Origin of the sequence: Mycetocola sp. CAN_C7 (assembly GCF_015752285.1) — a bacterium.
GTDB lineage: Bacteria > Actinomycetota > Actinomycetes > Actinomycetales > Microbacteriaceae > Mycetocola_A.
Map to the genome: position 1 here is coordinate 215,733 of NZ_JADOUY010000005.1, position 20,474 is coordinate 236,206.

The following is a 20,474-nucleotide window of genomic DNA, read 5'->3' on the forward strand; positions in this document are numbered from 1 at the left end:
GCCGGGCCGGCGCGTCAGCCTAGACTGGACGAATGTCGACGCTCAGTGACCTCGTCCTCGCCAACGGCCGCTCCACGGATGAGGATGTGGACTGGCTGCACATGCTCGTCGGCGACGCCCAGCTCCTCGCCGACCTGGCCTTCGCCGACATCGTGCTCTGGGTTCCGACGGCAGACGGCAGCTTCATGTCTGTGTCGCACTACCGCCCGTCGAGCGCAGCCACCCTGTTCTACCGCGACTTCGTCGGTCAGCTCATCAAGCCCCAGTGGCGCGCGCAGGTGTCGGAGGCGTTCGCCAGCGGACAGATCACGGACTCGACAGCACCGGACTGGTACGAGGAGACGCCCACCCGTGTGCGAGCCGTTCCGGTCATGCGTCGGCTGGCAGCCACATCGCCGGAGAACACGACGGCTCCGATCGCCGTCCTCACCCGCCACACCAACCTCGGTGAAGCCCGCACTCCCAGCAGGCAGGAACTCACCTTCAACGAGTGCGCGAACGATCTCTTCGAGATGATCGCCACAGGGGACTTCCCTGACCTCTCTGCGCCGACCGGTCCCCGCCGTGGTGCCCCACGGGCATCCGATGGTCTCATCCGTCTCGACGTCGACGGGGTGACCACCTTCGCCAGTCCCAACGCCCTGTCTGCTTTCAACCGGATGGGATTCAACGACGAGCTCGAGGGTGAATCTCTCGCCGAGGTGACGACGCAGATCCTGCCGGGCAAGCAGGTCATCGATGAATCCCTTCCGCTGGTCGTGACCGGACGCGCGCCCTGGCGCACCGACATCGAAGCGCGTGGGGTGACCGTGTCGCTCCGCGCCATCCCTCTCCGTCACCGCGGCGAACGGGCGGGCGCCATCGTGCTCTGCCGCGACGTCTCTGAGCTGCGGCATCAGGAGCGGGAGCTCATCACCAAGGATGCGACGATCCGTGAGATCCACCACCGGGTCAAGAACAACCTGCAGACGGTGGCATCCCTCCTTCGGATCCAGGGTCGCCGGGCGCACACCGACGAAGCCCGTGAGGCGCTCACCCAGGCCATGCGCCGGGTCGCGGCGATCGCCGTCGTGCACGACACACTCTCGGAGGGCCTCACGCAGGACGTGAACTTCGATGAGGTGTTCGAGCGTGTTCTGATGCTCATCGCCGAGGTCGCGTCGTCGCACAACACCACGGTGCACCCGCGCAAGACCGGCGAATTCGGCGTGCTGCCGAGCGCCTATGCCACGCCGCTCGCCCTCGCTCTCACCGAGCTCGTGACCAACGCCGTCGAGCACGGCCTCGCGGGTCGCGACGGGGAGGTCGAGATCGTCGCCGATCGTTCGGGCGACGAACTCACCGTGCTCGTGCGCGACAACGGGATCGGGCTGCAGGAGGGCAAGGTCGGCACCGGGCTCGGCACGCAGATCGTTCGAACGCTCATCCAGGGAGAACTGGGTGGCACGATCGACTGGCACACGGTCATGGGTTCAGGGACAGAGGTCACCATCGAGGTGCCGCTGCGCTGGATCTCGCGAAGCTGACGGATCGCGGCTGAGAGATCGCGGAGAAACGGATGCCGCTGAGCCGCCACGCAGCGCGGCGGCTCGCCCGCGCCTCACCGACCACACGGCGAAGCTCCCGGACCGAAAGGGCCGGGAGCTTCAGCGGGAGGAGTTCAGCGCGATCAGAGTCTGATCAGGAGGCGCGGCGTGCGCGGGCGGCGCGACGCTTGAGGGCGCGGCGCTCATCTTCGGACAGGCCACCCCAGACACCCGAGTCCTGGCCGGTCTCGAGAGCGTACTGCAGGCAGATCTCGGTGACAGTGCAACGACCGCAGACGGTCTTGGCTTTGTCGATCTGGTCGACGGCCGGCCCGGTGTTGCCGACGGGGAAGAAAAGTTCCGGGTCAGCGGTGAGGCAAGCGGCTTTGTCGCGCCAATCCATGCGGGTGCTCCTTTGAATGGGGGTAGACGACCGATATGGTCGGAAATGAGGGTTTCCCGAATACTGGGAGAGGGCGATCACGTCATGCGGATCTGCTCACCTCTCTGTGAGCGTCGTATTCAGGCCTCAACAATCGTGACATAGTGGCACGGTCAAATCAATAGCTTCGTATGGGATACACCTGTGAATAACACCGACGACACGTCCGCGACATCCGGGGACGCTATCATTCCTGCCTCGGAACCTCGGCGAGGGTCGGGAGCGGTGTGGCTCCTCACCGTCGTCCTCTTCGCTGAAGCCCTCGCCATGATCATTCTGGTCGGTGTTCTCATCGTCGACATCCTGACCTTGCCTGCTGCATCCATCACCAGCGCGATCGCCCTCACCGTCCTCGTCGCCATCGGGGCCGTGTTCGTCTCCGCCGTTGCCGTTGGTGCCCTTCGCCGGCGGGGCTGGATCCGCGGGGGAGCCGTGATCTGGCAACTGGTGCAACTGGCCATCGCCGTCGGCGCGTTCCAGGGCGCGTACGCGCAACCCGCCATCGGCTGGGCGCTCGTCGCTCCAAGCATCCTCGTGCTCGTCCTGCTGTTCACACCATCGGTGATGAGTGCCATCAGGCGCGAGGAGCCCGGGGTCGACGCCCCCGCTTAGGCGACCTTCAGCTTCTTGCGAAGCGACGCGACGTGGCCGGTGGCCTTGACGTTGTATAGCGCCTGCTCGAGCACGCCGTGCTCGTCTACGACGAAGGTCGAACGGAGGACCCCGGTGACGATTTTGCCGTAGGAGTTCTTCTCGCCGTATGCGCCGTACGCCCGATGCACGGTGAGGTCCTCGTCGCTGAGCAGCGGGAAGGGAAGAGCATCCCGTTCTGCGAACGTCTTGAGGGTTGCCGGGGCGTCCTTCGAGATGCCGAGGACGGTGTACCCGGCCGCCTGCAATGAGCCGAGGCTGTCGCGGAAATCGCAGGCCTGGGTGGTGCACCCGGGAGTCATGGCGGCGGGGTAGAAGTAGAGAATGACCCGTGAACCGGCGAAGTCGGCGAGCGAGACCGGCGTGCCATTCGCATCGGGAAGAGTGAATGAGGGGGCCTGGTCTCCAGCGGAGAGTCGCGCGTCTGTCATGCTCCCAGCCTAAATGAGAGCAGGGAGTAGAGGTCAGTACTGCGTCGGCTTCATGAAGGTCGTGAGCAGGCGCTGCAGGGAGTCCAGTCGCGCAGCCCCGGTGTCACCCAGCTCGCCTGCATCCACCGCTTCGATGATCGCGCAGTCGGGAGCGTCGGGCAGGTGGGTGCAGCCACGCGGGCAGCGGTCGGCCACCTCGGCCAGGTCGGAAAAGGCACGGAGGATGTTCGCCGGGTCGATGTGCCCGAGGCCGAACGACCGAACACCGGGGGTGTCGATGACCCAGCCGGTGCCCTTCTGGCCCTCGATCCGGTACGACACAGTCGACGACGACGTGTGCCGCCCCCGGCCGGTCACGGCGTTGACGTGGCCGGTCGCCCGTTGCGCGCTCGGAACGAGGGCGTTCACCAGGGTGGACTTACCCACCCCGGAGTGGCCGACGAAGACGGTGTCGTGATCGACAAGTGCTTCGGTGATCTCCGCGAGCGGCATCCGATCGGTCGAACTCCGAAAGACTGTGACGTCGATGCCCGCAAAGTTCTGCAGGAACTCGGTCGGGTCGGCGAGATCGGTCTTCGTGATGCAGAGGATCGGTCGCATACCGGCGTCAAGCGCTGCGATGAGGTAGCGGTCGACGAGGCGTTCACGGGGCTCAGGGTCAGCAGCAGCGACGACGATGAGCATCTGGTCGGCGTTGGCGACGATGACCCGCTCGACTTCGTCGGTGTCGTCGGCGCTGCGGCGGAGCAGGGTGGTGCGTGGGACGATGCGCACGATCCTCGCGAGCGTGCCGTCCTCACCGGACAGGTCGCCGACGACGCGCACCCGGTCACCGTTGACGACGGCGTGCTTGCGGAGTTCTGACGCGCGGGATGCCGTGATGCGGCGTTCATCGCGCGTTCCTTCGTCGAGGAGCACCGTGTATCGGCCACGGTCGACGGCGAGCACACGCGCCGTCTCGGCGTCGTTGTGCTCCGGTCGTGTCTTCGTGCGCGGGCGGTTGCCTTTGCGGTTGGGCCGCACCCGGATGCTCGACTCGTCGAACTCCGGTTCGTCATCGTCGCCGGTGTCCCACCAGCTCATCCGACGACGGTCCCGCCGAGCATCGCTGTCCACAGTTCAGGGAACTGGGGGAGGGTCTTCGCTGTCGTGGCGATGTTCTCGATGACCACGCCGGGAACGACGAGACCGACGAGAGCTCCCGTCGTCGCCATCCGGTGGTCGTGATAGCTGAGCCAGGTGCCCCCTGACAGCGGACGAGGCTCGATGCGCAGGCCGTCCTCCAGCTCGGTGACGTTCCCGCCGAGCTTCGTGAATTCGGCGGCGAGGGCGGCGAGACGATCCGTCTCGTGATGACGAATGTGCCCGATCCCGGTGATCGTCGACGGCGAGTCGGCGAAGGCCGCGATCGCGACGAGCGCTGGAGCGAGTTCACCCGCCGTCGTGAGGTCGAGGTCGACGCCGTGAACGGTTTCTGGTCCTGTGACGGTGAGCCGGTCGCCGTCGAGCGTGACGGTGGCGCCGAAGCGAGGGAGCAGATCACGGAGTTCGGCACCGACCTGCGTGGTCTCGGCCGGCCAGCCGGACATCGTGACGGTGCCTCCGGTGACGACAGCGGCGGCGAGAAACGGAGCGGCGTTGGAGAGGTCGGGTTCGATGTCGACGTCACGGCCGGCAATGGCGCCAGGCTCGACCCGCCAGACACCGACGGACGGTGAGGTGACGGGGATGTTGCGCGCCGCAAGCGCGGCGATGGTCATGTCGATGTGCGGGAGGCTCGGCAGCCGCTCGCCGGAGTGGGTGAGGGTGAGGCCGTCGTCGAACCGTGCGGCGGCGAGCAGTAGACCGGAGACGAACTGACTCGAAATCGACGCATCGATGGTGAGATCGCCACCTCCGACCCGGCCGGTGCCGTGAACGGTGAAGGGGAGCGCACCCCGCCTGTCGTCGTTGATGTCGACGCCGAGCGCGACGAGCGAGGAGATCATCGTGCCCATCGGTCGCCCGCGTGCGGCGGTGTCGGCGTCGAACGTCGTCGGGCCGAGTGCGAGAGCGGCGACGGGGGGAACGAATCGCATCACCGTGCCGGCGAGCCCACAGTCCACAGTGGTCGAACCGGTCAACTCGCCCGGGCTCACGAGCCAGTCGGCGCCGAAGCTGCCTGAGGCATCCGTCTCGGTGATCGTCGCGCCGAGCGCACGGAGCGCGTCGACCATGTTCTGGCTGTCGCGGGAGTGCAGGGGCGAGCGCAGCAGCGACGGGGAATCGGCGAGTGCGGCGAGAACGAGCTCGCGGTTCGTCAGCGACTTCGACCCGGGGAGTGACACGGTGGCCGCGACCGGTCCACTGCTCACGGGCGCAGCCCAGGACCCGTCGTCGTCCGGCTGGTGCCGGTCGCCGTACAGGTCGAACTCCGGTGCGGAATATTTCGACTCAAGCATTGTTCCTCTAATGTATCGGCGATTGACGAAGAAAGGGCGTGCGTGGCATGACGACTGCAGTGCTCGAACGACCGGTTGCACCTGAAGCGGCCATAGAATGGCCCCTGATGACCACCGTCGACGAAGCACCCACGCCAGAGCCGGAAAACGATCCGCGGGCACTGTTCGAAGAGCAGGCGCTCCCGTTTATCGACCAGCTTTACGGCGCAGCCATGCGCATGACCAAGAACCCGTCTGACGCCCAGGACCTGGTCCAGGAGACGTTCGTGAAGGCGTACGCCGCATTCGGCCAGTTCACGCAGGGGACGAACCTCAAGGCCTGGCTGTACCGGATCCTCACGAACACGTACATCAACATCTATCGCAAGAAGCAGCGTGAGCCGTACCAGGGCACCATCGACGACCTCGAGGACTGGCAGCTCGGCGGCGCTGAGTCGACGACCGCATCGAGTTCGCGTTCGGCCGAGGCTGAAGCCATCGACCACATGCCGGACAGTGCGGTGAAGGATGCCCTCCAGGCCATTCCGGAGGACTTCCGACTCGCGGTCTACCTGGCAGACGTCGAAGGCTTCGCCTACCAGGAGATCGCCGACATCATGAAATCACCCATCGGAACCGTCATGAGCCGCCTGCATCGAGGCAGGCGCATGCTGAGGGACCTATTGGCCGACTACGCCCAGGAGCGCGGGATCGACACCGGCCGGGCAGGAGCACAGAAATGACCGATTGCGGATGCGACAAGGCCAAGCGTGACCTGGAGGAATACCTCAGGCACGAGGTGTGCTCGACGAACGCGGCCGACATCAGGGAGCACCTCGAGCACTGCACCTCGTGCCAGGAAGAGGCGCTGCTCGCGACGACGCTGACCGAAGCCGTTCAGCGAGCATGCAAGGAGACGGCTCCCGAAGACCTGAAGCTCCAGGTCCTGGCGAAATTGCGCGCCGCACAGGCTCACTAACGTCTCTTCGCCCCAGGTGCGTATGATTGCCCGGTGCGAACCCCGTCGCGACCTGTGTTGTCGTCTGCGCTCCACCGCGTGCGAAACCCGCACCCGGCTCAGATGGTCGCACTCGGTTTCGCCGCAGCGATCGCCGTCGGGACAGGGCTTCTCATGCTCCCGATCGCGAAAGTGGGACCGGGCGGTGCGTCGCTTCTCGAAGCGCTGTTCACAGCGACCTCATCGGTCTGCGTCACCGGCCTCATCCTCGTCGACACCCCCGTGTACTGGACGGCGTTCGGCCACGTGGTCATCCTTGCCCTGATTCAGATCGGCGGGTTCGGGATCATGACGTTCGCGTCGGTGATCGGGCTGGCTGTCATCCGACGGATGTCGCTGCGGTCACGGATCACCGCGGCAGCAGAGGTCAAAAGCCTGGGCCTCGTCGATGTGAAGGGGCTGGTCCTCGGAGTCGTCCGGATTTCGCTCGTCGTCGAAGCCGTCGTCGCCGTTCTGCTCACCGCCCAGTTCATGATCGGCTACGGCGAATCGTTCGGGAGGGCGCTGTGGCTCGGTGTCTTCCACTCGGTGTCATCGTTCAACAACGCCGGTTTCGCTCTGTTCAGCGACAGCCTCATGTCGTACGCAGACGACCCGTTCATCTGCCTGCCGATCGCCGCGGCGATCATTCTCGGTGGCCTGGGTTTTCCGGTCATCATGCAATTGCGCAAGCACCTCAGATCGCCGCTCAAGTGGTCGATGAACACGCGACTCGTGGTCTGGGGAACCGTCGTGCTGCTGCTCGGCGGAACCGTGTACATCACAGCACTGGAGTGGAACAACCCGGGCACGCTCGGGCCGATGGACTGGCCGGCGAAGATCCTCGCAGGGTTCTTCCAGTCGGTCCAGACGCGCACAGCAGGCTTCAACAGCATCGACACCGCCGCGATGCACTCCGCCTCCTGGCTCGGTATGGACATGCTCATGTTCATCGGTGGAGGACCCGCAGGAACGGCCGGCGGAGTCAAAGTCACGACATTCGCTGTTCTCTACTTCATTCTGCTGACCGAGATCCGGGGCGACGGCGCGGTGAACATCTTCGGCAAGCGGCTCTCCCGTGCCGTGCACCGTCAGGCGATCACGGTCGTCCTGCTCTCGGTCGCCGTCGTCATGGCAGCGACCGTCTTCCTCATGCTCATCACCGACTTCGATCTGGATCAGCTCCTGTTCGAGGTGATTTCAGCCTTCGCCACAGTCGGCATGTCCACCGGGATCACGAGCGGCCTGCCCCCGGCCGGTCAGCTGATGCTTGTCTTCCTGATGTTCGTCGGCCGGCTCGGCCCCATCACCTTTGCCTCCGCCATCGCGCTCCGCGAACGCCCCGTCCTGTACGAACTCCCGAAAGAGAGGCCGATCATTGGCTAATTTCCGTCTGTTCCACGGCGCCGACCCCAACCGGATCGCCGAGGCCGACTCCGTGGCCGTGATCGGGCTCGGTCGTTTCGGGAGCGCTCTCGCACTCGAGCTCATGGCCAACGGCACCGAGGTGCTGGGCATCGACGGCGACGAGGAGACCGTGCAGGGGCTCAACGGCATGCTCACCCACGTCGTCCGTGCCGATGCGACCAAGGAGGAGTCGCTGCGCCAGCTCTCGGTCCCCGAATTCGATCGCGTCGTCGTCGCGATCGGAAGCGACATCCAGTCGAGCATCCTCACCACGTCGTTGCTGTTGCGGTTCGGGATCCCGCAGATCTGGGCGAAAGCCGTCAGCGATCCGCACGGGGCGATCCTCGAGCAGCTCGGCGTGCAGAACGTCGTGTATCCGGAGAAGGACATGGGCAGGCGAGTCGCCCATCTGGTGCGCGGAGCGATGCAGGATTACATCGATATCGGCGACGATTTCGCGCTCGTGAAGACGAAACCACCGGCGATCGTCGTCGGCCGACCGCTCAGTGAAACCGGGATCCGCAACCGGTACGGGGTGACGGTCACCGCGTACAAGCGGGGAGACGCACCGTGGACGTACACGACGCTGGAGACGGTGCTCGAAGCGGAAGACACCGTCCTGGTCGCCGGCACAACGAGGAAGGCTGAGGCCTTCAGCCAGTTGCGGTGATCAGGCTTTCAACCTTTTGATTCACGCGCGGGCCCCCTGGCACCCCGTAACGTCTGGGATGTGATCACGACTTCTGCCCCCGCTCGGAACTCGCGTGTGCCCACCTGGCTGCGTGTTCTTCTTCCCGTCTCGTTGATCCTTGTCTGGTTCGGACTCTTCGGGGCCGGCGGGGCGAGCTTCGGCCAGATCAGCGACGTGAGCACCAACGACCAGTCGCAGCAGCTTCCCGCGAGCGCTGAGGCAACACAGGTGCAGGAGCTTCAGTCCGCGTTCCGGGACGACGACGTGATCCCCGCCCTCGTCGTCTACCAACGGGACGGCGGCCTCACCGACGCGGACATCGCCCACATCGACGATGACATCGAACGATTCGGTTCCCTCGATGGTGTGCTGGCGGACGACAGTTCGCCGGTCATCCCCTCTGAAGACGGTGAAGCGATCCAGGTCGTTCTGGCCCTCGACACCGACGGCGAGGTGGCCGACACCGTCGAGGCTCTTCGTGCCGTCCTCGAGAACAACGCGGTCGACGGCCTCAGCTCCGCGGTGACCGGCCCGGCCGGGCTCACCGCTGACCTCACCGGAGCGTTCGCCGGCATCGACGGCCTCCTGCTGCTCGTCGCCCTCGGTGCCGTCTTTCTCATCCTCGTGATCGTGTACCGCTCACCGCTGCTGCCCGTGATCGTGCTCTTCTCGAGCCTGTCGGCCCTGTGTGCGTCGATCCTCGTCGTCGTGCAACTCGCTCGGGCGGAGATCCTGCTGCTCAGCGGTCAGACCCAGGGCATCCTCTTCATCCTCGTCATCGGCGCGGCCACCGACTATTCACTGCTGTACATTGCGCGATTCCGGGAGGCACTCGTCGCCCAGCCGACCAAGTGGACGGCGACCTGGGCCGCGCTCAAGGGGTCGTGGGAGCCGATCCTCGCGTCGGGCGGCACCGTCATCGCCGCACTGCTGCTGTTGTTGTTCTCCGATCTCAACTCCAACAAGGCGCTGGGGCCGGTGGCATCCATCGGAATCGTCTTCGCGTTGCTCGCAGCGCTCACCCTGCTCCCCGCCCTGCTGTTCTGGGCAGGCCGGGTCGCCTTCTGGCCGATCAGGCCGAAGGCCGGGACCGTCGGCGACGACCCGATTTCGGCAGACAGGAAGGGCCTGTGGGCGTCGCTCGCCCGTCTGATCCACAAGCGTCCCCGGGTGATCTGGATGTCGAGCGTGCTGCTTCTGGGGGTGATGTGCCTCGGGGTCTTCCAGCTCAAGGCAGATGGCGTCGCTCAGAGCGAATTTGTGCTCGGCGAATCTCAGGCGCGGGACGGACAGGCGATCCTCGCCGACCATTTCCCGGCCGGCTCCGGATCACCGACCGTGATCATCGCCCCTGAGGGAAGGCTCGAGACGGTGGCAGGCATCGTCCTCGGCACGGACGGCGTCGATTCCCTGAGCGTGCTGTCGGAGGATTCGCCGTCCGGATCGCTCCAGGTCACCGACGACGGTGTGCAGCCGCTTGGTCCACCGGGGACACCCGTCCCTGACGGCACCGTCATCGACGGTGCCGTGCTTCTGCAGGCCACCCTCGATGAAGCGGGAGACTCGGTCGCGGCAGAGCGCGTCGTCGTCGAACTTCGGGCCGAGCTCGCCGACCTCTCCACCGACGCGAGCTCGGTGCTCGTCGGCGGGGTCACAGCCATCGCGCTCGACTCCAACGAGACGGCGATCCACGACCGCAACCTGCTGATCCCGCTGATTCTCGGCGCGATCACCATCATCCTCATGCTCCTGCTGCGCTCGATCGTCGCACCGCTCCTGCTCATCGCCAGCGTCGTGCTGTCGTTCGGGGCCGCGCTCGGCGTCTCGGCGTGGGTGTTCAACGGGATCTTCGATTTCCCCGGTGCCGATCCCTCGGTTCCACTCTTCGGGTTCGTCTTCCTGGTCGCCCTCGGCGTGGACTACAACATCTTCCTGATGACACGGGTGCGGGAGGAATCGAAGAAACACGGCACGAGGCAGGGAATCCTGCGCGGCCTGGCTGTCACCGGAGGGGTCATCACATCGGCAGGGCTTGTGCTTGCCGCGACCTTCGCGGCCCTCGGCGTGATCCCGATCCTGTTCCTCCTGCAGATCGCGTTCATCGTCGCCTTCGGGGTGCTGCTCGACACCTTCCTGGTGCGGACACTCCTCGTCCCGGCGCTGAGCTACGACATCGGGCGGGCGATCTGGTGGCCGAGCGCCCTCTCGCGGGCCTTCCCCGACGCCGATCGGAGCGGGGGAAAGCACGCGGCCGGCGAGGTCAACGACCGGGGCGGAGCGCCAGCCGACGTCTGACGGGCACCGGCTGAACAGGGCGGGGACGGATGCGGCATCCGTCCCCGCTCGCGCGGTCGTGGTCTCACGATGATGAGGAGTGTGTGGATCCCTGGTCGAACTGCACCAGCCGGGATTCCTCGAGATCGAGGATGCTCTGCGCCCGCTCCATCACCCGTGAGCTGTAGCTGCCGGTCGCGCGGGCATCGAGCAGGGCATCACGTTCCGCTTGCAACACCCGCTGACGGAGGATCCGGTGCTGCTGATGCGGACCTGGGGCGCCCTCCCTGGCCTCTGCAACCGATTCGCTGCGCATGACGCTGTCGCGACGCACCCGCTCGAGGACCTCGGGGTCGAACTCGCCACCATTGCCACGAAGCAGGGTCGGATCGTCCAGCGAGGCAGCGCCGACCGCTGAGATCTCGTCGATCAGTTCGGCGAGCTCGGTCCGGTCGGCGGCGGCATCCGTCCCTACGATCCGAAGTTTGCGGATGAGGAGCGGCAGGGTTCCGCCCTGCGCCAGCAGCGTCACCACGGCGACCGTGAAGGCGATGAGGATCAGCTGGGGGCGGTAGGGGATATCTGTGGGCAGCGACTGCGCCGCGGCGAGGGTCACGACGCCGCGCATTCCTGACCAGGCGAGAACCGCCCCACCACGCCAGCCGAGTCCTTCAGAGGCGAGGAACTCGACGTCGGCCTGCTTACGGGTGACCAGCCGACGCAAGCGTGATCGGCGCTTGTCATCGGTCGGCCCTGCGTCATCGATCCGTTGCAGCACGACGCCGAGTCGTTTGCCCTGCCCTTCCGCGCGCCGTTGTTCCCGTCTGAGCAGCGCGATGAGCGGGAGAACGAAGAGGATGCGGACCACGATGAGCGCGAGCGTCGCGAGCAGGGCGAACAGCACCGCATGACCGACACCGAGGTGGTCGTCCCTCACCTCCTCGACCAGTGCCTTGAGCTCGATTCCCATGAGCAGGAAGACGCCGTTCTCGAGAACGAACTGGGCAGTCCGCCAGTTGATCCGCTCCGAGATGCGGTCCTGTGCACTGAACCGGCGGGCACTGCTGTGACCGGTCACCAGACCGGCGACGACGACGGCGAGAACCCCGGATGCTCCGACCTCCTCAGCGGGGAGGAACGCGACGAACGGCACGGCGAACGAGATCGTCGTGGTGAGCACGGCGTCGTTGAGGCGGGACCGCACCCAGACGGTGACGACGCCGACCACGGCGCCGACGGCGATCGCGGCAGCGACCGCATAGAGGAAATCGCCGGCGATCTCAGCCAGCGACACCGTTCCGGCCGTCGCCGCTATCGCCGAACGGAGCAGCACAAGGGCGGTGGCGTCGTTGACGAGCCCTTCGCCCTCGAGGACAGTCACCAGACGGGGAGGCAGGCCGAGCCGTTTACCGATCGAGGTCGCCGCCACGGCGTCTGGCGGGCTGATGACGGCTCCGAGGGCGATCGCTGCAGGCAGGCTGAGGTCGGGCAGGAGGAGGTAGAGCAGGCCACCGCTCACCAAAGCGGAGACGAGGACGAGAAGCACTGACAGGCCGGTGATGGCTTTCAGGTTGCGGCGGAAGTCGACGAGCGGAACGTTCACGGCCGCCGAATACAGGATCGGTGGCAGGACGATGGACAGGATGAGCTCGGGTGGGAAATCGAATGGCGGGACCCACGGGACGAAACTCGCGGCGATGCCGACGACGACGAGGATCAGGGGAGCGGCCACGCCGACCCGGGGCGCGAATCGGGCGACGGCCACGATTGCGAAGATTCCGAAGATGCCGAGCAGGGCGTAGTCCATGCGACAACATTACGGCCGCACACGACGGTGGGCGCCGGCTTCAGCCGACGCCCACCGTCCGAAACGTGATGCTACAGCGACAACGCCTCTGCAAGGAGGGCAGCCTGCTCGCCGGCGTGACGCTTCGCCGAACCGGTTGCCGGCGACGCGGCCGCGGCGCGCGAGACGACCCGGACGGAGCGACCACCGAGGTGCTTCGACGCTTCGAGCGCGATGAACGGCCACGCGCCCTGGTTTTCGGGTTCGTCCTGCACCCAGACGAGTTCAGCATCCGGATAGCGGGCGGCGACCGAGGCGAGTTCCTCGATGGGAAGCGGGTAGTACTGCTCCAGCCGCACCAGCGCGATGGCGTCGTTCGGCTTCTTGTCGAGCTCAGCGCGCAGATCCCAGTGGATCTTGCCCGCGTGGAGCAGCACGCGTCTCACCGCGGTCGGATCGGTGATCCGGCTGTCATCGAGCACCGGCTCGAATTTGCCGCTGGTGAAGTCCTCGACGGGGCTGGAGGCTCCGCGCAACCGCAGCATCGCCTTGGGGGTGAACACGACGAGCGGGCGGCGCGGGCGGGCGTATGCCTGCCGCCGGAGCAGGTGGAAGTACGACGCAGGGGTCGATGGTCGTGCGACCGTCATGTTGTTCTCGGCGCAGAGCTGCAGGTACCGTTCGATCCGCGCGGACGAGTGGTCAGGTCCCTGGCCTTCATAGCCGTGCGGAAGAAGAAGCACGACGCTGGAGCGCTGGCCCCACTTCTGCTCGGCGCTCGAGATGAACTCGTCGATGATCGTCTGGCCGCCGTTGGCGAAGTCGCCGAACTGCGCTTCCCACAGAACGAGCGCGTCCGGGCGTTCGACGGAGTAGCCGTATTCGAAGCCGAGCACCGCGTATTCCGAGAGCAGCGAGTCGTAGATCCAGAATCTGGCCTGGTTCTCGGCGAGGTTCGCGAGTGGCAGCCATTCCTGGCCGTTGATCCGGTCGTGGAGGACGGCGTGACGCTGCACGAAGGTACCGCGGCGTGAATCCTGGCCGCTGAACCGCACGGGCGTTCCCTCGATCACGAGGGACCCGAAGGCGAGAAGCTCACCGAAGGCCCAGTCGATGTTGCCGTTGCGGCTCATCTCGAGACGCTTCTGCAGCAGCTGCTGCAGCTTCGGGTGCACAGTGAAACCGGCCGGTTTGTTGTTGAAGCCGTCACCGATCAGCTGCACGACTGCTTCGGGGACGCCGGTGGTCTCGGGTTCGCCGGAGTAGCCGTCGTCACCCTGGTCGTCGATGATGACCGGGGTGGATGCCGTCTGGGCCGCGTGCGTCTCCATGAAGGCCCGCTCGAGCCGGTCCTGGAAGTCCTTGTGCGCTGCCTCGTACTCGTCTTCGGTGATGTCGCCACGACCGACGAGAGCTTCGGTGTAGAGCTTGCGGACGCTGCGCTTCTGTTCGATGAGGTTGTACATCAGCGGCTGCGTCATCGACGGGTCGTCGCCCTCGTTGTGACCGCGACGACGGTAGCAGATGAGGTCGATGACGACATCCTTCTTGAATTCCTGACGGAACTGCAGCGCCAGCTCGGCGACACGGACAACGGACTCGGGGTCGTCGCCGTTGACGTGCCAGATCGGCGCCTGGATGGTTTTCGCCACGTCGGTGGAATAGACCGAGCTGCGGCCTTCTCCCGGAGGGGTGGTGAAGCCGACCTGGTTGTTGACCACCACGTGGATGGTGCCGCCGGTGCGATAGCCACGCAGCTGCGAGAGCTGCATCGTCTCGAGCACGACACCCTGGCCGGCCATGGCCGCGTCACCGTGGACGAGGATCGGCAGGGTGGAGTACGTGCCGATGGGCTGGCGGTCCTGCTTGGCGCGGACGATGCCCTCGAGCACGCCGTCGACCGCTTCGAGGTGCGACGGGTTGGCTGCGAGGTACACCGGCAGCTCGGAACCGTCTGACGCACGGAAGGTTCCCTCGGTGCCGAGGTGGTATTTGACGTCACCCGATCCGCTGTTCTTCGAATTGTTGGTGCCCTCGAACTCCTGGAAGATCTGGCCGTAGGTCTTGCCTGCGATGTTGGTGAGCACGTTCAGGCGGCCGCGGTGCGCCATACCGATGGCGGCTCCGTCGAGGCCGGACTCCGCCGCACCCTGCAGGATGGCGTCGAGGAGGGCGATTGTGGATTCTCCACCCTCGAGGCTGAAACGCTTCTGACCGACGTACTTGGTCTGCAGGAACGTCTCGAATGCTTCGGCCTCGTTGAGCTTGCCGAGGATGCGCATCTGCTCGTCGTGGCGGGGCTTCGCGTACGGACGCTCGACCTTCTCCTGGATCCACTTGCGCTGCCCAGGGTCCTGGATGTGCATGTACTCGAGGCCGATGGTGCGGCAGTACGAGTCGCGGAGCACACCGAGGATGTCACGGAGTTTGGCCTGGCGGGTGTCACCGAAACCGCCCGTGACGAACTCGCGGTCGAGGTCCCAGAAGGTCAGGCCGTGGTTGAGGATGTCGAGGTCTGGGTGTGACCGCTGCACGTACTCGAGCGGGTCGACGTCGGCCATGAGGTGGCCGCGGACGCGGAACGAATTGATCAGTTCCTGCACGCGAGCCGTCTTGTTGACGGTGTCGCTGAGGTCGACGGAGATGTCAGGCGCCCAGTGGATCGGGTCGTACGGGATCCGGAGGGCGGCGAAGATGTCCTGGTAGAACGTCTTCGATCCGATCAGGTTCTCGTGGACCTTCTTGAGGAACTCGCCTGAGCCGGCACCCTGGATGACGCGGTGGTCGTAGGTCGACGTCAGGGTGATGGTCTTCCCGATGGCCAGTTCGACGAGGGTGTGCTCGCTTGAGCCCTGGAACTGGGCCGGGTATTCGAGGGCGCCGGCGCCGATGATGCAGCCCTGGCCCTTCATCAGCCGGGGAACGGAATGCACGGTGCCGATTCCGCCCGGGTTGGTGAGCGAGATCGACGCACCCTTGAAGTCGTCTGCGGTGAGCTTGTTGCCGCGCGCCCGGGTGACCAGGTCCTCGTATGCGGCGAGGTACTCGCTGAAGGTGAGTGTCTCGGCCTGCTTGATCGCGGGCACGAGGAGGGCGCGCGTGCCGTCAGGCTTCGGGATGTCGATAGCGATACCGAGCCCGATGTGGGCGGGGGACACGACGCTGGGCTTGCCGTCGACCACGTCATAGTAGACGTTCTGGCTCGGGAACTCCTTGAGCGCCTGAATCAGTGCCCAGCCGATCAGATGGGTGAAGCTGACCTTGCCGCCACGGGCACGCTTGAGGTGGTTGTTGATGACGATGCGGTTGTCGATCATCAGTTTGGCCGGGATGGTCCGAACACTCGTCGCCGTCGGAACGGTGAGGCTGGCATCCATGTTGGTGGCGAGTGACTTCGCCATTCCGCGCAGTGGTGCGACCGCGTCGACGGGTTCTTCCTTCTCAGCCGCATTCTCAGCAGGCGCCGGCTTTGCCGGTGTCTTGCGCGGGGCGTCCGCCGGGATGGGTGCCGCTTTCGGCTGGACAGACGTGGTCTTCGCGACCGGCTGCGAACCGATCACGGGAATGGGTGCGGTGATGGGGTGCGCGGGAATCTCGCCGGTCGCCTTGTCTCCCTTGACCGGCTGGTAACTTTCGAGGATCGGCCACCAGGACTTGTCCACTGAATTCTTGTCGGCGATGTACTGCTCGTACAGTTCGTCGACGAGCCACTCGTTGGCTCCGAATTCGCCCGACGAACCGTCGTCAGTTCCCACTCCGGTCAACTGGCTTGACACCGCCAGACCACCACTCTCTTACGTCGATGTGAGTACGGCAACGACATCCGTGGGAAGCGCTGCCAGATCCGGGTTCCAGCCTAATCCCATTAAGCGGAGGCTGCGGTCGGGTTGCGGGATGGGTAGCGTTGGGGCATGGAGTTCTACGGCGAGGCCCCGACATTCGATCTCACCTACTCGGACGTGTTCCTGGTTCCCTCCCGATCGGGAGTGGCGTCGAGGCTCGACGTGTCGCTTGCGCCGGGCGACGGCACGGGGGCTCAGCTCCCGATCGTCTCGGCGAACATGAACTCGGTGACCGGTCCACGGCTGGCCGCGACGCTGGCCCGCAGGGGTGGGCTCGGTGTGCTCCCTCAGGACATGCCGCTGCAGCGATTGGATGCCGCGATCCGCTGGGTGAAGGAACGCCCGGTGGCGTTCGACATCCCGGTCGAGCTCGGCGCGGACGCGACCGTCGCTGAGGCGCTCACCCTGCTGCCGACGCTCGCCGGACACGGCATCGTCGTCACGGACACCGATGGCGGCTACGCGGGTTGCCTGCCTGCGACAGATCTCGAGCACGCCCTGCCGGATGCGCGACTCGGCGATTTGCTGCACGGCTCCCTTGCCTCGATCGATGCCGACGATGTCACCGACCCCCGCGCCGCATTCGATCTCCTCGTCGCAGCCGACCTCGACTTCGCACCTGTGCTCCGTCACGGCCGGGTGGTCGGCACGCTGAGCCGCACCTCTGCGCTCCGATCGACCCTGTATTCACCATCCGTCGATGCCTCCGGCCGCCTGCTCGTCGCTGCGGCCATCGGGATCAACGGGGATGTCGCGGCCAAGGCTCGCGCCCTCGCCTCAGCCGGGGTGGACACACTCGTGCTCGACACCGCACACGGACATCAGGAAGGGATGCTGCGCGCTCTCGCGACGGTGAAGGGGCTCGGACTCGGCATCCCGCTCGTCGCCGGAAACGTCGTGACCTCGGTCGGCGTGTCCGACCTCGTCGCAGCAGGCGCAGACATCGTCAAGGTCGGGGTCGGTCCCGGCGCGATGTGCACCACCCGGATGATGACAGCCGTCGGTCGTCCGCAGTTCTCCGCCGTGCTCGAGACCGCCGAGACGGCGCGGGATCTCGGCGCCCATGTCTGGGCGGACGGGGGAGTGCGCTATCCCCGCGACGTCGCGCTCGCGCTCGCCGCAGGTGCGGCGTCCGTGATGATCGGGTCGTGGTTCGCAGGGACCGTCGAGGCCCCGGGAGTCCTGCGAACGGATGCCGATGGTGGGCTGTACAAGGAAAGCTGGGGCATGGCGTCGACCAAGGCTGTGCAGGAACGCTTCGGCCGGCTGGATCCGTACGAACTCGCCCGCAAGACCCTCTTCGCCGAGGGGATCTCATCGTCGAAGATCTACCTCGACCCCGCCAGGCCGAGCCTTGAGGATCTCCTCGACATGATCATCTCCGGCGTGCGTTCGTCGTTCACCTACGCCGGCGCCGCATCGCTCTCCCAGTTCAGGGAGCGGGCGCTCGTCGGCCTGCAGTCCGCCTCCGGCTACGAAGAAGGCAAAGCGCTGCCCGTCTCCTGGTGAACCGGCGCCGCCTGAGTTGGGCGTCGACCGCGGCCTGCCTCGCGTATAGTTGGACACACAATGGACGACCCCCCTCCTGCCTGTTCGCCCGACGCACATCGACCTCTCTCGCTTCTGCGGGCTGTGATCCATGTTTGAGTGGATCCTCCTCGCCGTCGGCCTGACCCTGACGGTCGGTACCGGCCTCTTCGTCGCCAGTGAGTTCGCCCTCGTCAACCTCGACCGTTCCGAGCTCGAGGCACGGCAGGCCAAGGGCGAGACCCGGCTCGGGATGACGATCGCGGCGCTCAAGATCACCTCGACCCACCTTTCCAGCGCCCAGCTCGGGATCACGCTGACCACGCTGCTCACCGGTTACACGATGGAACCGGCGATCACGACGCTGCTCACACCGCCGCTGACGTCGATCGGCATCCCGGAACCCGCGGTGACGCCGATCGCCGTGACGATCGCCATCACCTTCGCCACGCTCCTGTCGATGATCATCGGTGAGCTCGTGCCCAAGAACTTCGCCCTGGCGCTTCCGGTGCAGACGGCGAAACTCGTCATCCCGTTCCAGACGGTGTTCACCACGGTGTTCAAGCCGGCGATCGTCGTTCTCAACGGCAGCGCCAACGGCATCCTGCGTTCGATGGGGATCGAGCCGAAGGAAGAGCTGTCCGGCGCGCGCACTGCCGAGGAACTATCGAGCCTCGTCCGCCGCAGCGCCGGGGCCGGAACGCTCGAGAGCGACACAGCGACGCTGCTCAACCGCACCCTGCTTTTCGCCAACCACACGGCCGCCGACGTCATGACGCCCCGGCCGAGGGTCGAGTCCGTGCGCAGGAACGAGTCGGCACAGGTCGTCGTCGAATTGGCCCGGACCACCGGATACTCCCGGTTCCCGGTCATCGACGAAGACGCAGACGACGTCGTCGGACTCGTTCACGTGAAGCAGGCGATCGCGGTTCCCCGCGACCGACGGTCGGATGTTCCGGTGTCTGCCCTGCAGTACGACATCGTGCGCGTTCCCGAGACGATGAGGCTCGACGCCCTGCTCGAAGAACTCCGTGGCCGCGGCTACCAGATGGCCGTCGTCGTCGACGAGTACGGCGGCACGGCCGGGATCGCCACCCTGGAGGATCTCGTCGAGGAACTCGTCGGCGAAGTCGCAGACGAGCACGACCGCACACGGGCAGGGGTCGTCCGAACCCTCGGCTCGATCGCGTTCCCCGGCAGCCTCCGCCCCGACGAACTGCTCGAACGCACGGCGATCACTGTGCCGGAGGACGGGCCGTACGAGACCGTGGCCGGTTTCCTGATGAGCGAACTCGGGCGGCTGCCTGTGATCGGCGATGAAGTGGCCATCGACGCCGGTTCGCTCCGGGTCGAGCGACTCGACGGCCGCCGGATCGACCGCATTCGTTTCACCCCGAACCCGACCGAAGAAGGTGACGACGATGAATGATTGGGCAGGAATCGCCTGGCTGTTCGTACTCCTGGCGGGCAACGCGTTCTTCGTCGGTGCCGAATTCGCGGTGATCTCAGCAAAGCGGTCGCAGATCGAACCGCTCGCCGAACAGGGCAAACGTAGTGCCATCACGGCGCTGTGGGCGATGGAGCACGCCACACTCATGCTCGCAACCAGCCAGCTGGGCATCACCGTCTGCTCCCTGCTGATTCTCAACGTGTCCGAGCCGGCGATCCACCACCTGCTCGAGATCCCGCTCCACGTCACCGGGCTGCCTGAAGAGGCGATCGGAACGATCGCCTTCATCATCACCCTGTTGCTCGTGTCGTACCTGCACGTGGTGTTCGGTGAGATGGTGCCGAAGAACCTGTCCTTCTCCCTCCCTGACAAGGCCGTTCTGCTCCTCGCGCCTCCCCTCGTCTTCGTCGCCCGGGTGTTCAAGCCGGTGATCTGGTCGCTCAACGCGGTCGCCAACGCCGTCCTGCGCCTGTTCGGGGTCGAACCGAAAGACGAGGCGACGTCGACCTTCACCCTCGATGAGGTCGCGAACATCGTCAGCCAGTCCACGAAGGAAGGCCTGCTGTTGGACTCGACTGGCGCGCTCCTCGCCGCATTCGAATTCACAAACAAGACCGTGATCGATGTTGCGATTCCGCTGGACGGACTCGTCACGCTCCCGGCGGACACCACGCCGGAGCAGGTGGAACGAGCGGTCGCCAAGCACGGCTTCTCCCGTTACGTCGTCGTCGACCGCGAGGGGCTGCCCAGCGGCTACCTGCACCTGAAAGACGTTCTCCGCCTCGAATCGACCGCAGAACCCGGCGACGAGAAACTGCCGGTCCCGGCGAAGCGGATCCGCCAGCTCGTGTCGATCTTCCAGGACACCGATCTCGAAGACGCTCTCGCCATCATGCGTCGGTCGGGTGCCCACCTGGCGCGCGCGTTCGACGCCGACGGAGAGACAACCGGTGTGCTGTTCCTCGAGGACATCATCGAGGAACTCGTCGGTGAGGTCCAGGACGCCACCCAGCGCCGCTGACCGCCAGAA

At 65.9% G+C, this 20,474-nt stretch carries 16 protein-coding genes; 10 read left to right on the plus strand and 6 right to left on the minus strand.

The genetic code is table 11. The features are described 5' to 3' along the window. Nucleotides 1-32 precede the first annotated feature (32 nt). The gene (locus tag IWX78_RS12800; RefSeq protein WP_196833926.1) at nucleotides 33-1,526 is read left to right on the plus strand and encodes a sensor histidine kinase; all 1,494 of its coding nucleotides are present in this window, start codon (nucleotides 33-35) and stop codon (nucleotides 1,524-1,526) included. 154 nt (nucleotides 1,527-1,680) lie between these two features. On the opposite strand, the gene IWX78_RS12805 is transcribed toward IWX78_RS12800, so the two are convergent. After that, the gene (locus IWX78_RS12805; protein WP_196833927.1) at nucleotides 1,681-1,929 is read right to left on the minus strand and encodes a WhiB family transcriptional regulator; all 249 of its coding nucleotides are present in this window, start codon (nucleotides 1,927-1,929) and stop codon (nucleotides 1,681-1,683) included. A 183-nt stretch (nucleotides 1,930-2,112) separates the two neighbouring features. Here IWX78_RS12805 and IWX78_RS12810 point away from each other — a divergent pair, with 183 nt between their 5' ends. After that, nucleotides 2,113-2,580, plus strand: coding sequence for a hypothetical protein (locus tag IWX78_RS12810; protein ID WP_334684729.1), 468 nt, complete (start codon nucleotides 2,113-2,115; stop codon nucleotides 2,578-2,580). Here IWX78_RS12810 and bcp read toward each other — a convergent pair. The 3 genes from bcp to aroA are packed head-to-tail and all read right to left on the minus strand — an operon-like array spanning nucleotide 2,577 to nucleotide 5,491. Next, nucleotides 2,577-3,050, minus strand: coding sequence for a thioredoxin-dependent thiol peroxidase (gene bcp / locus IWX78_RS12815; RefSeq protein WP_196833928.1), 474 nt, complete (start codon nucleotides 3,048-3,050; stop codon nucleotides 2,577-2,579). The genes IWX78_RS12810 and bcp overlap by 4 nt on opposite strands. Before the next feature lie 33 nt (nucleotides 3,051-3,083). Further along, nucleotides 3,084-4,133 (minus strand): ribosome small subunit-dependent GTPase A, encoded by a 1,050-nt coding sequence (gene rsgA / locus IWX78_RS12820; RefSeq protein WP_196833929.1) that lies wholly within the window; start codon nucleotides 4,131-4,133, stop codon nucleotides 3,084-3,086. Further along, entirely contained in the window at nucleotides 4,130-5,491 is a 1,362-nt protein-coding gene (aroA, locus tag IWX78_RS12825; RefSeq protein ID WP_196833930.1) for a 3-phosphoshikimate 1-carboxyvinyltransferase, read from the minus strand. Before aroA ends, rsgA begins: the two co-directional genes overlap by 4 nt. A gap of 107 nt (nucleotides 5,492-5,598) precedes the next feature. Between aroA and IWX78_RS12830 the strand changes: the two genes are divergently transcribed. From IWX78_RS12830 to IWX78_RS12850, 5 genes are all read left to right on the plus strand, one after another. Then, the gene (locus tag IWX78_RS12830) at nucleotides 5,599-6,213 is read left to right on the plus strand and encodes a sigma-70 family RNA polymerase sigma factor (RefSeq protein ID WP_196833931.1); all 615 of its coding nucleotides are present in this window, start codon (nucleotides 5,599-5,601) and stop codon (nucleotides 6,211-6,213) included. Further along, nucleotides 6,210-6,449: a zf-HC2 domain-containing protein gene (locus tag IWX78_RS12835; RefSeq protein WP_196833932.1), complete on the plus strand. Its 240-nt coding sequence runs from the start codon at nucleotides 6,210-6,212 to the stop codon at nucleotides 6,447-6,449. The genes IWX78_RS12830 and IWX78_RS12835 overlap by 4 nt, the downstream gene beginning before the upstream one ends. A gap of 102 nt (nucleotides 6,450-6,551) precedes the next feature. Then, nucleotides 6,552-7,853, plus strand: coding sequence for a TrkH family potassium uptake protein (locus IWX78_RS12840; protein WP_196834039.1), 1,302 nt, complete (start codon nucleotides 6,552-6,554; stop codon nucleotides 7,851-7,853). Then, the gene (locus IWX78_RS12845; protein ID WP_196833933.1) at nucleotides 7,846-8,544 is read left to right on the plus strand and encodes a potassium channel family protein; all 699 of its coding nucleotides are present in this window, start codon (nucleotides 7,846-7,848) and stop codon (nucleotides 8,542-8,544) included. The genes IWX78_RS12840 and IWX78_RS12845 overlap by 8 nt, the downstream gene beginning before the upstream one ends. Before the next feature lie 60 nt (nucleotides 8,545-8,604). Continuing rightward, on the plus strand, nucleotides 8,605-10,860 hold the full coding sequence (locus IWX78_RS12850; protein ID WP_334684730.1) for an MMPL family transporter: 2,256 nt from the start codon (nucleotides 8,605-8,607) through the stop codon (nucleotides 10,858-10,860). A gap of 64 nt (nucleotides 10,861-10,924) precedes the next feature. Here IWX78_RS12850 and IWX78_RS12855 read toward each other — a convergent pair whose 3' ends face one another. Together IWX78_RS12855 and IWX78_RS12860 are read right to left on the minus strand one after the other, a co-directional pair. Further along, the gene (locus IWX78_RS12855; protein ID WP_196833934.1) at nucleotides 10,925-12,646 is read right to left on the minus strand and encodes a cation:proton antiporter; all 1,722 of its coding nucleotides are present in this window, start codon (nucleotides 12,644-12,646) and stop codon (nucleotides 10,925-10,927) included. A 71-nt stretch (nucleotides 12,647-12,717) separates the two neighbouring features. Continuing rightward, the gene (locus tag IWX78_RS12860; RefSeq protein ID WP_196833935.1) at nucleotides 12,718-16,401 is read right to left on the minus strand and encodes a multifunctional oxoglutarate decarboxylase/oxoglutarate dehydrogenase thiamine pyrophosphate-binding subunit/dihydrolipoyllysine-residue succinyltransferase subunit; all 3,684 of its coding nucleotides are present in this window, start codon (nucleotides 16,399-16,401) and stop codon (nucleotides 12,718-12,720) included. 135 nt (nucleotides 16,402-16,536) lie between these two features. Here IWX78_RS12860 and IWX78_RS12865 point away from each other — a divergent pair, with 135 nt between their 5' ends. From IWX78_RS12865 to IWX78_RS12875, 3 genes are all read left to right on the plus strand, one after another. Beyond that, nucleotides 16,537-17,976, plus strand: coding sequence for a GuaB1 family IMP dehydrogenase-related protein (locus IWX78_RS12865; RefSeq protein ID WP_196833936.1), 1,440 nt, complete (start codon nucleotides 16,537-16,539; stop codon nucleotides 17,974-17,976). A 130-nt stretch (nucleotides 17,977-18,106) separates the two neighbouring features. Beyond that, nucleotides 18,107-19,423 (plus strand): hemolysin family protein, encoded by a 1,317-nt coding sequence (locus IWX78_RS12870; RefSeq protein WP_196833937.1) that lies wholly within the window; start codon nucleotides 18,107-18,109, stop codon nucleotides 19,421-19,423. Next, nucleotides 19,416-20,465, plus strand: a complete 1,050-nt coding sequence (locus tag IWX78_RS12875; RefSeq protein ID WP_196833938.1) for a hemolysin family protein — start codon at nucleotides 19,416-19,418, stop codon at nucleotides 20,463-20,465. The genes IWX78_RS12870 and IWX78_RS12875 overlap by 8 nt, the downstream gene beginning before the upstream one ends. Nucleotides 20,466-20,474: the final 9 nt, after the last annotated feature.

Excerpts from the sequence above, each read along its gene's own strand:
- IWX78_RS12835 (WP_196833932.1), top strand. The coding sequence starts at position 6,210 with ATGACCGATTGCGGATGCGACAAGGCCAAGCGTGACCTGGAGGAATAC.
- IWX78_RS12865 (WP_196833936.1), top strand. The coding sequence starts at position 16,537 with ATGGAGTTCTACGGCGAGGCCCCGACATTCGATCTCACCTACTCGGAC.
- IWX78_RS12805 (WP_196833927.1), bottom strand. The coding sequence starts at position 1,929 with ATGGATTGGCGCGACAAAGCCGCTTGCCTCACCGCTGACCCGGAACTT.
- IWX78_RS12870 (WP_196833937.1), top strand. The coding sequence starts at position 18,107 with ATGTTTGAGTGGATCCTCCTCGCCGTCGGCCTGACCCTGACGGTCGGT.
- IWX78_RS12800 (WP_196833926.1), top strand. The coding sequence starts at position 33 with ATGTCGACGCTCAGTGACCTCGTCCTCGCCAACGGCCGCTCCACGGAT.
- IWX78_RS12875 (WP_196833938.1), top strand. The coding sequence starts at position 19,416 with ATGAATGATTGGGCAGGAATCGCCTGGCTGTTCGTACTCCTGGCGGGC.
- IWX78_RS12830 (WP_196833931.1), top strand. The coding sequence starts at position 5,599 with ATGACCACCGTCGACGAAGCACCCACGCCAGAGCCGGAAAACGATCCG.
- aroA (WP_196833930.1), bottom strand. The coding sequence starts at position 5,491 with ATGCTTGAGTCGAAATATTCCGCACCGGAGTTCGACCTGTACGGCGAC.
- IWX78_RS12855 (WP_196833934.1), bottom strand. The coding sequence starts at position 12,646 with ATGGACTACGCCCTGCTCGGCATCTTCGGAATCTTCGCAATCGTGGCC.
- rsgA (WP_196833929.1), bottom strand. The coding sequence starts at position 4,133 with ATGAGCTGGTGGGACACCGGCGACGATGACGAACCGGAGTTCGACGAG.
- bcp (WP_196833928.1), bottom strand. The coding sequence starts at position 3,050 with ATGACAGACGCGCGACTCTCCGCTGGAGACCAGGCCCCCTCATTCACT.
- IWX78_RS12840 (WP_196834039.1), top strand. The coding sequence starts at position 6,552 with ATGGTCGCACTCGGTTTCGCCGCAGCGATCGCCGTCGGGACAGGGCTT.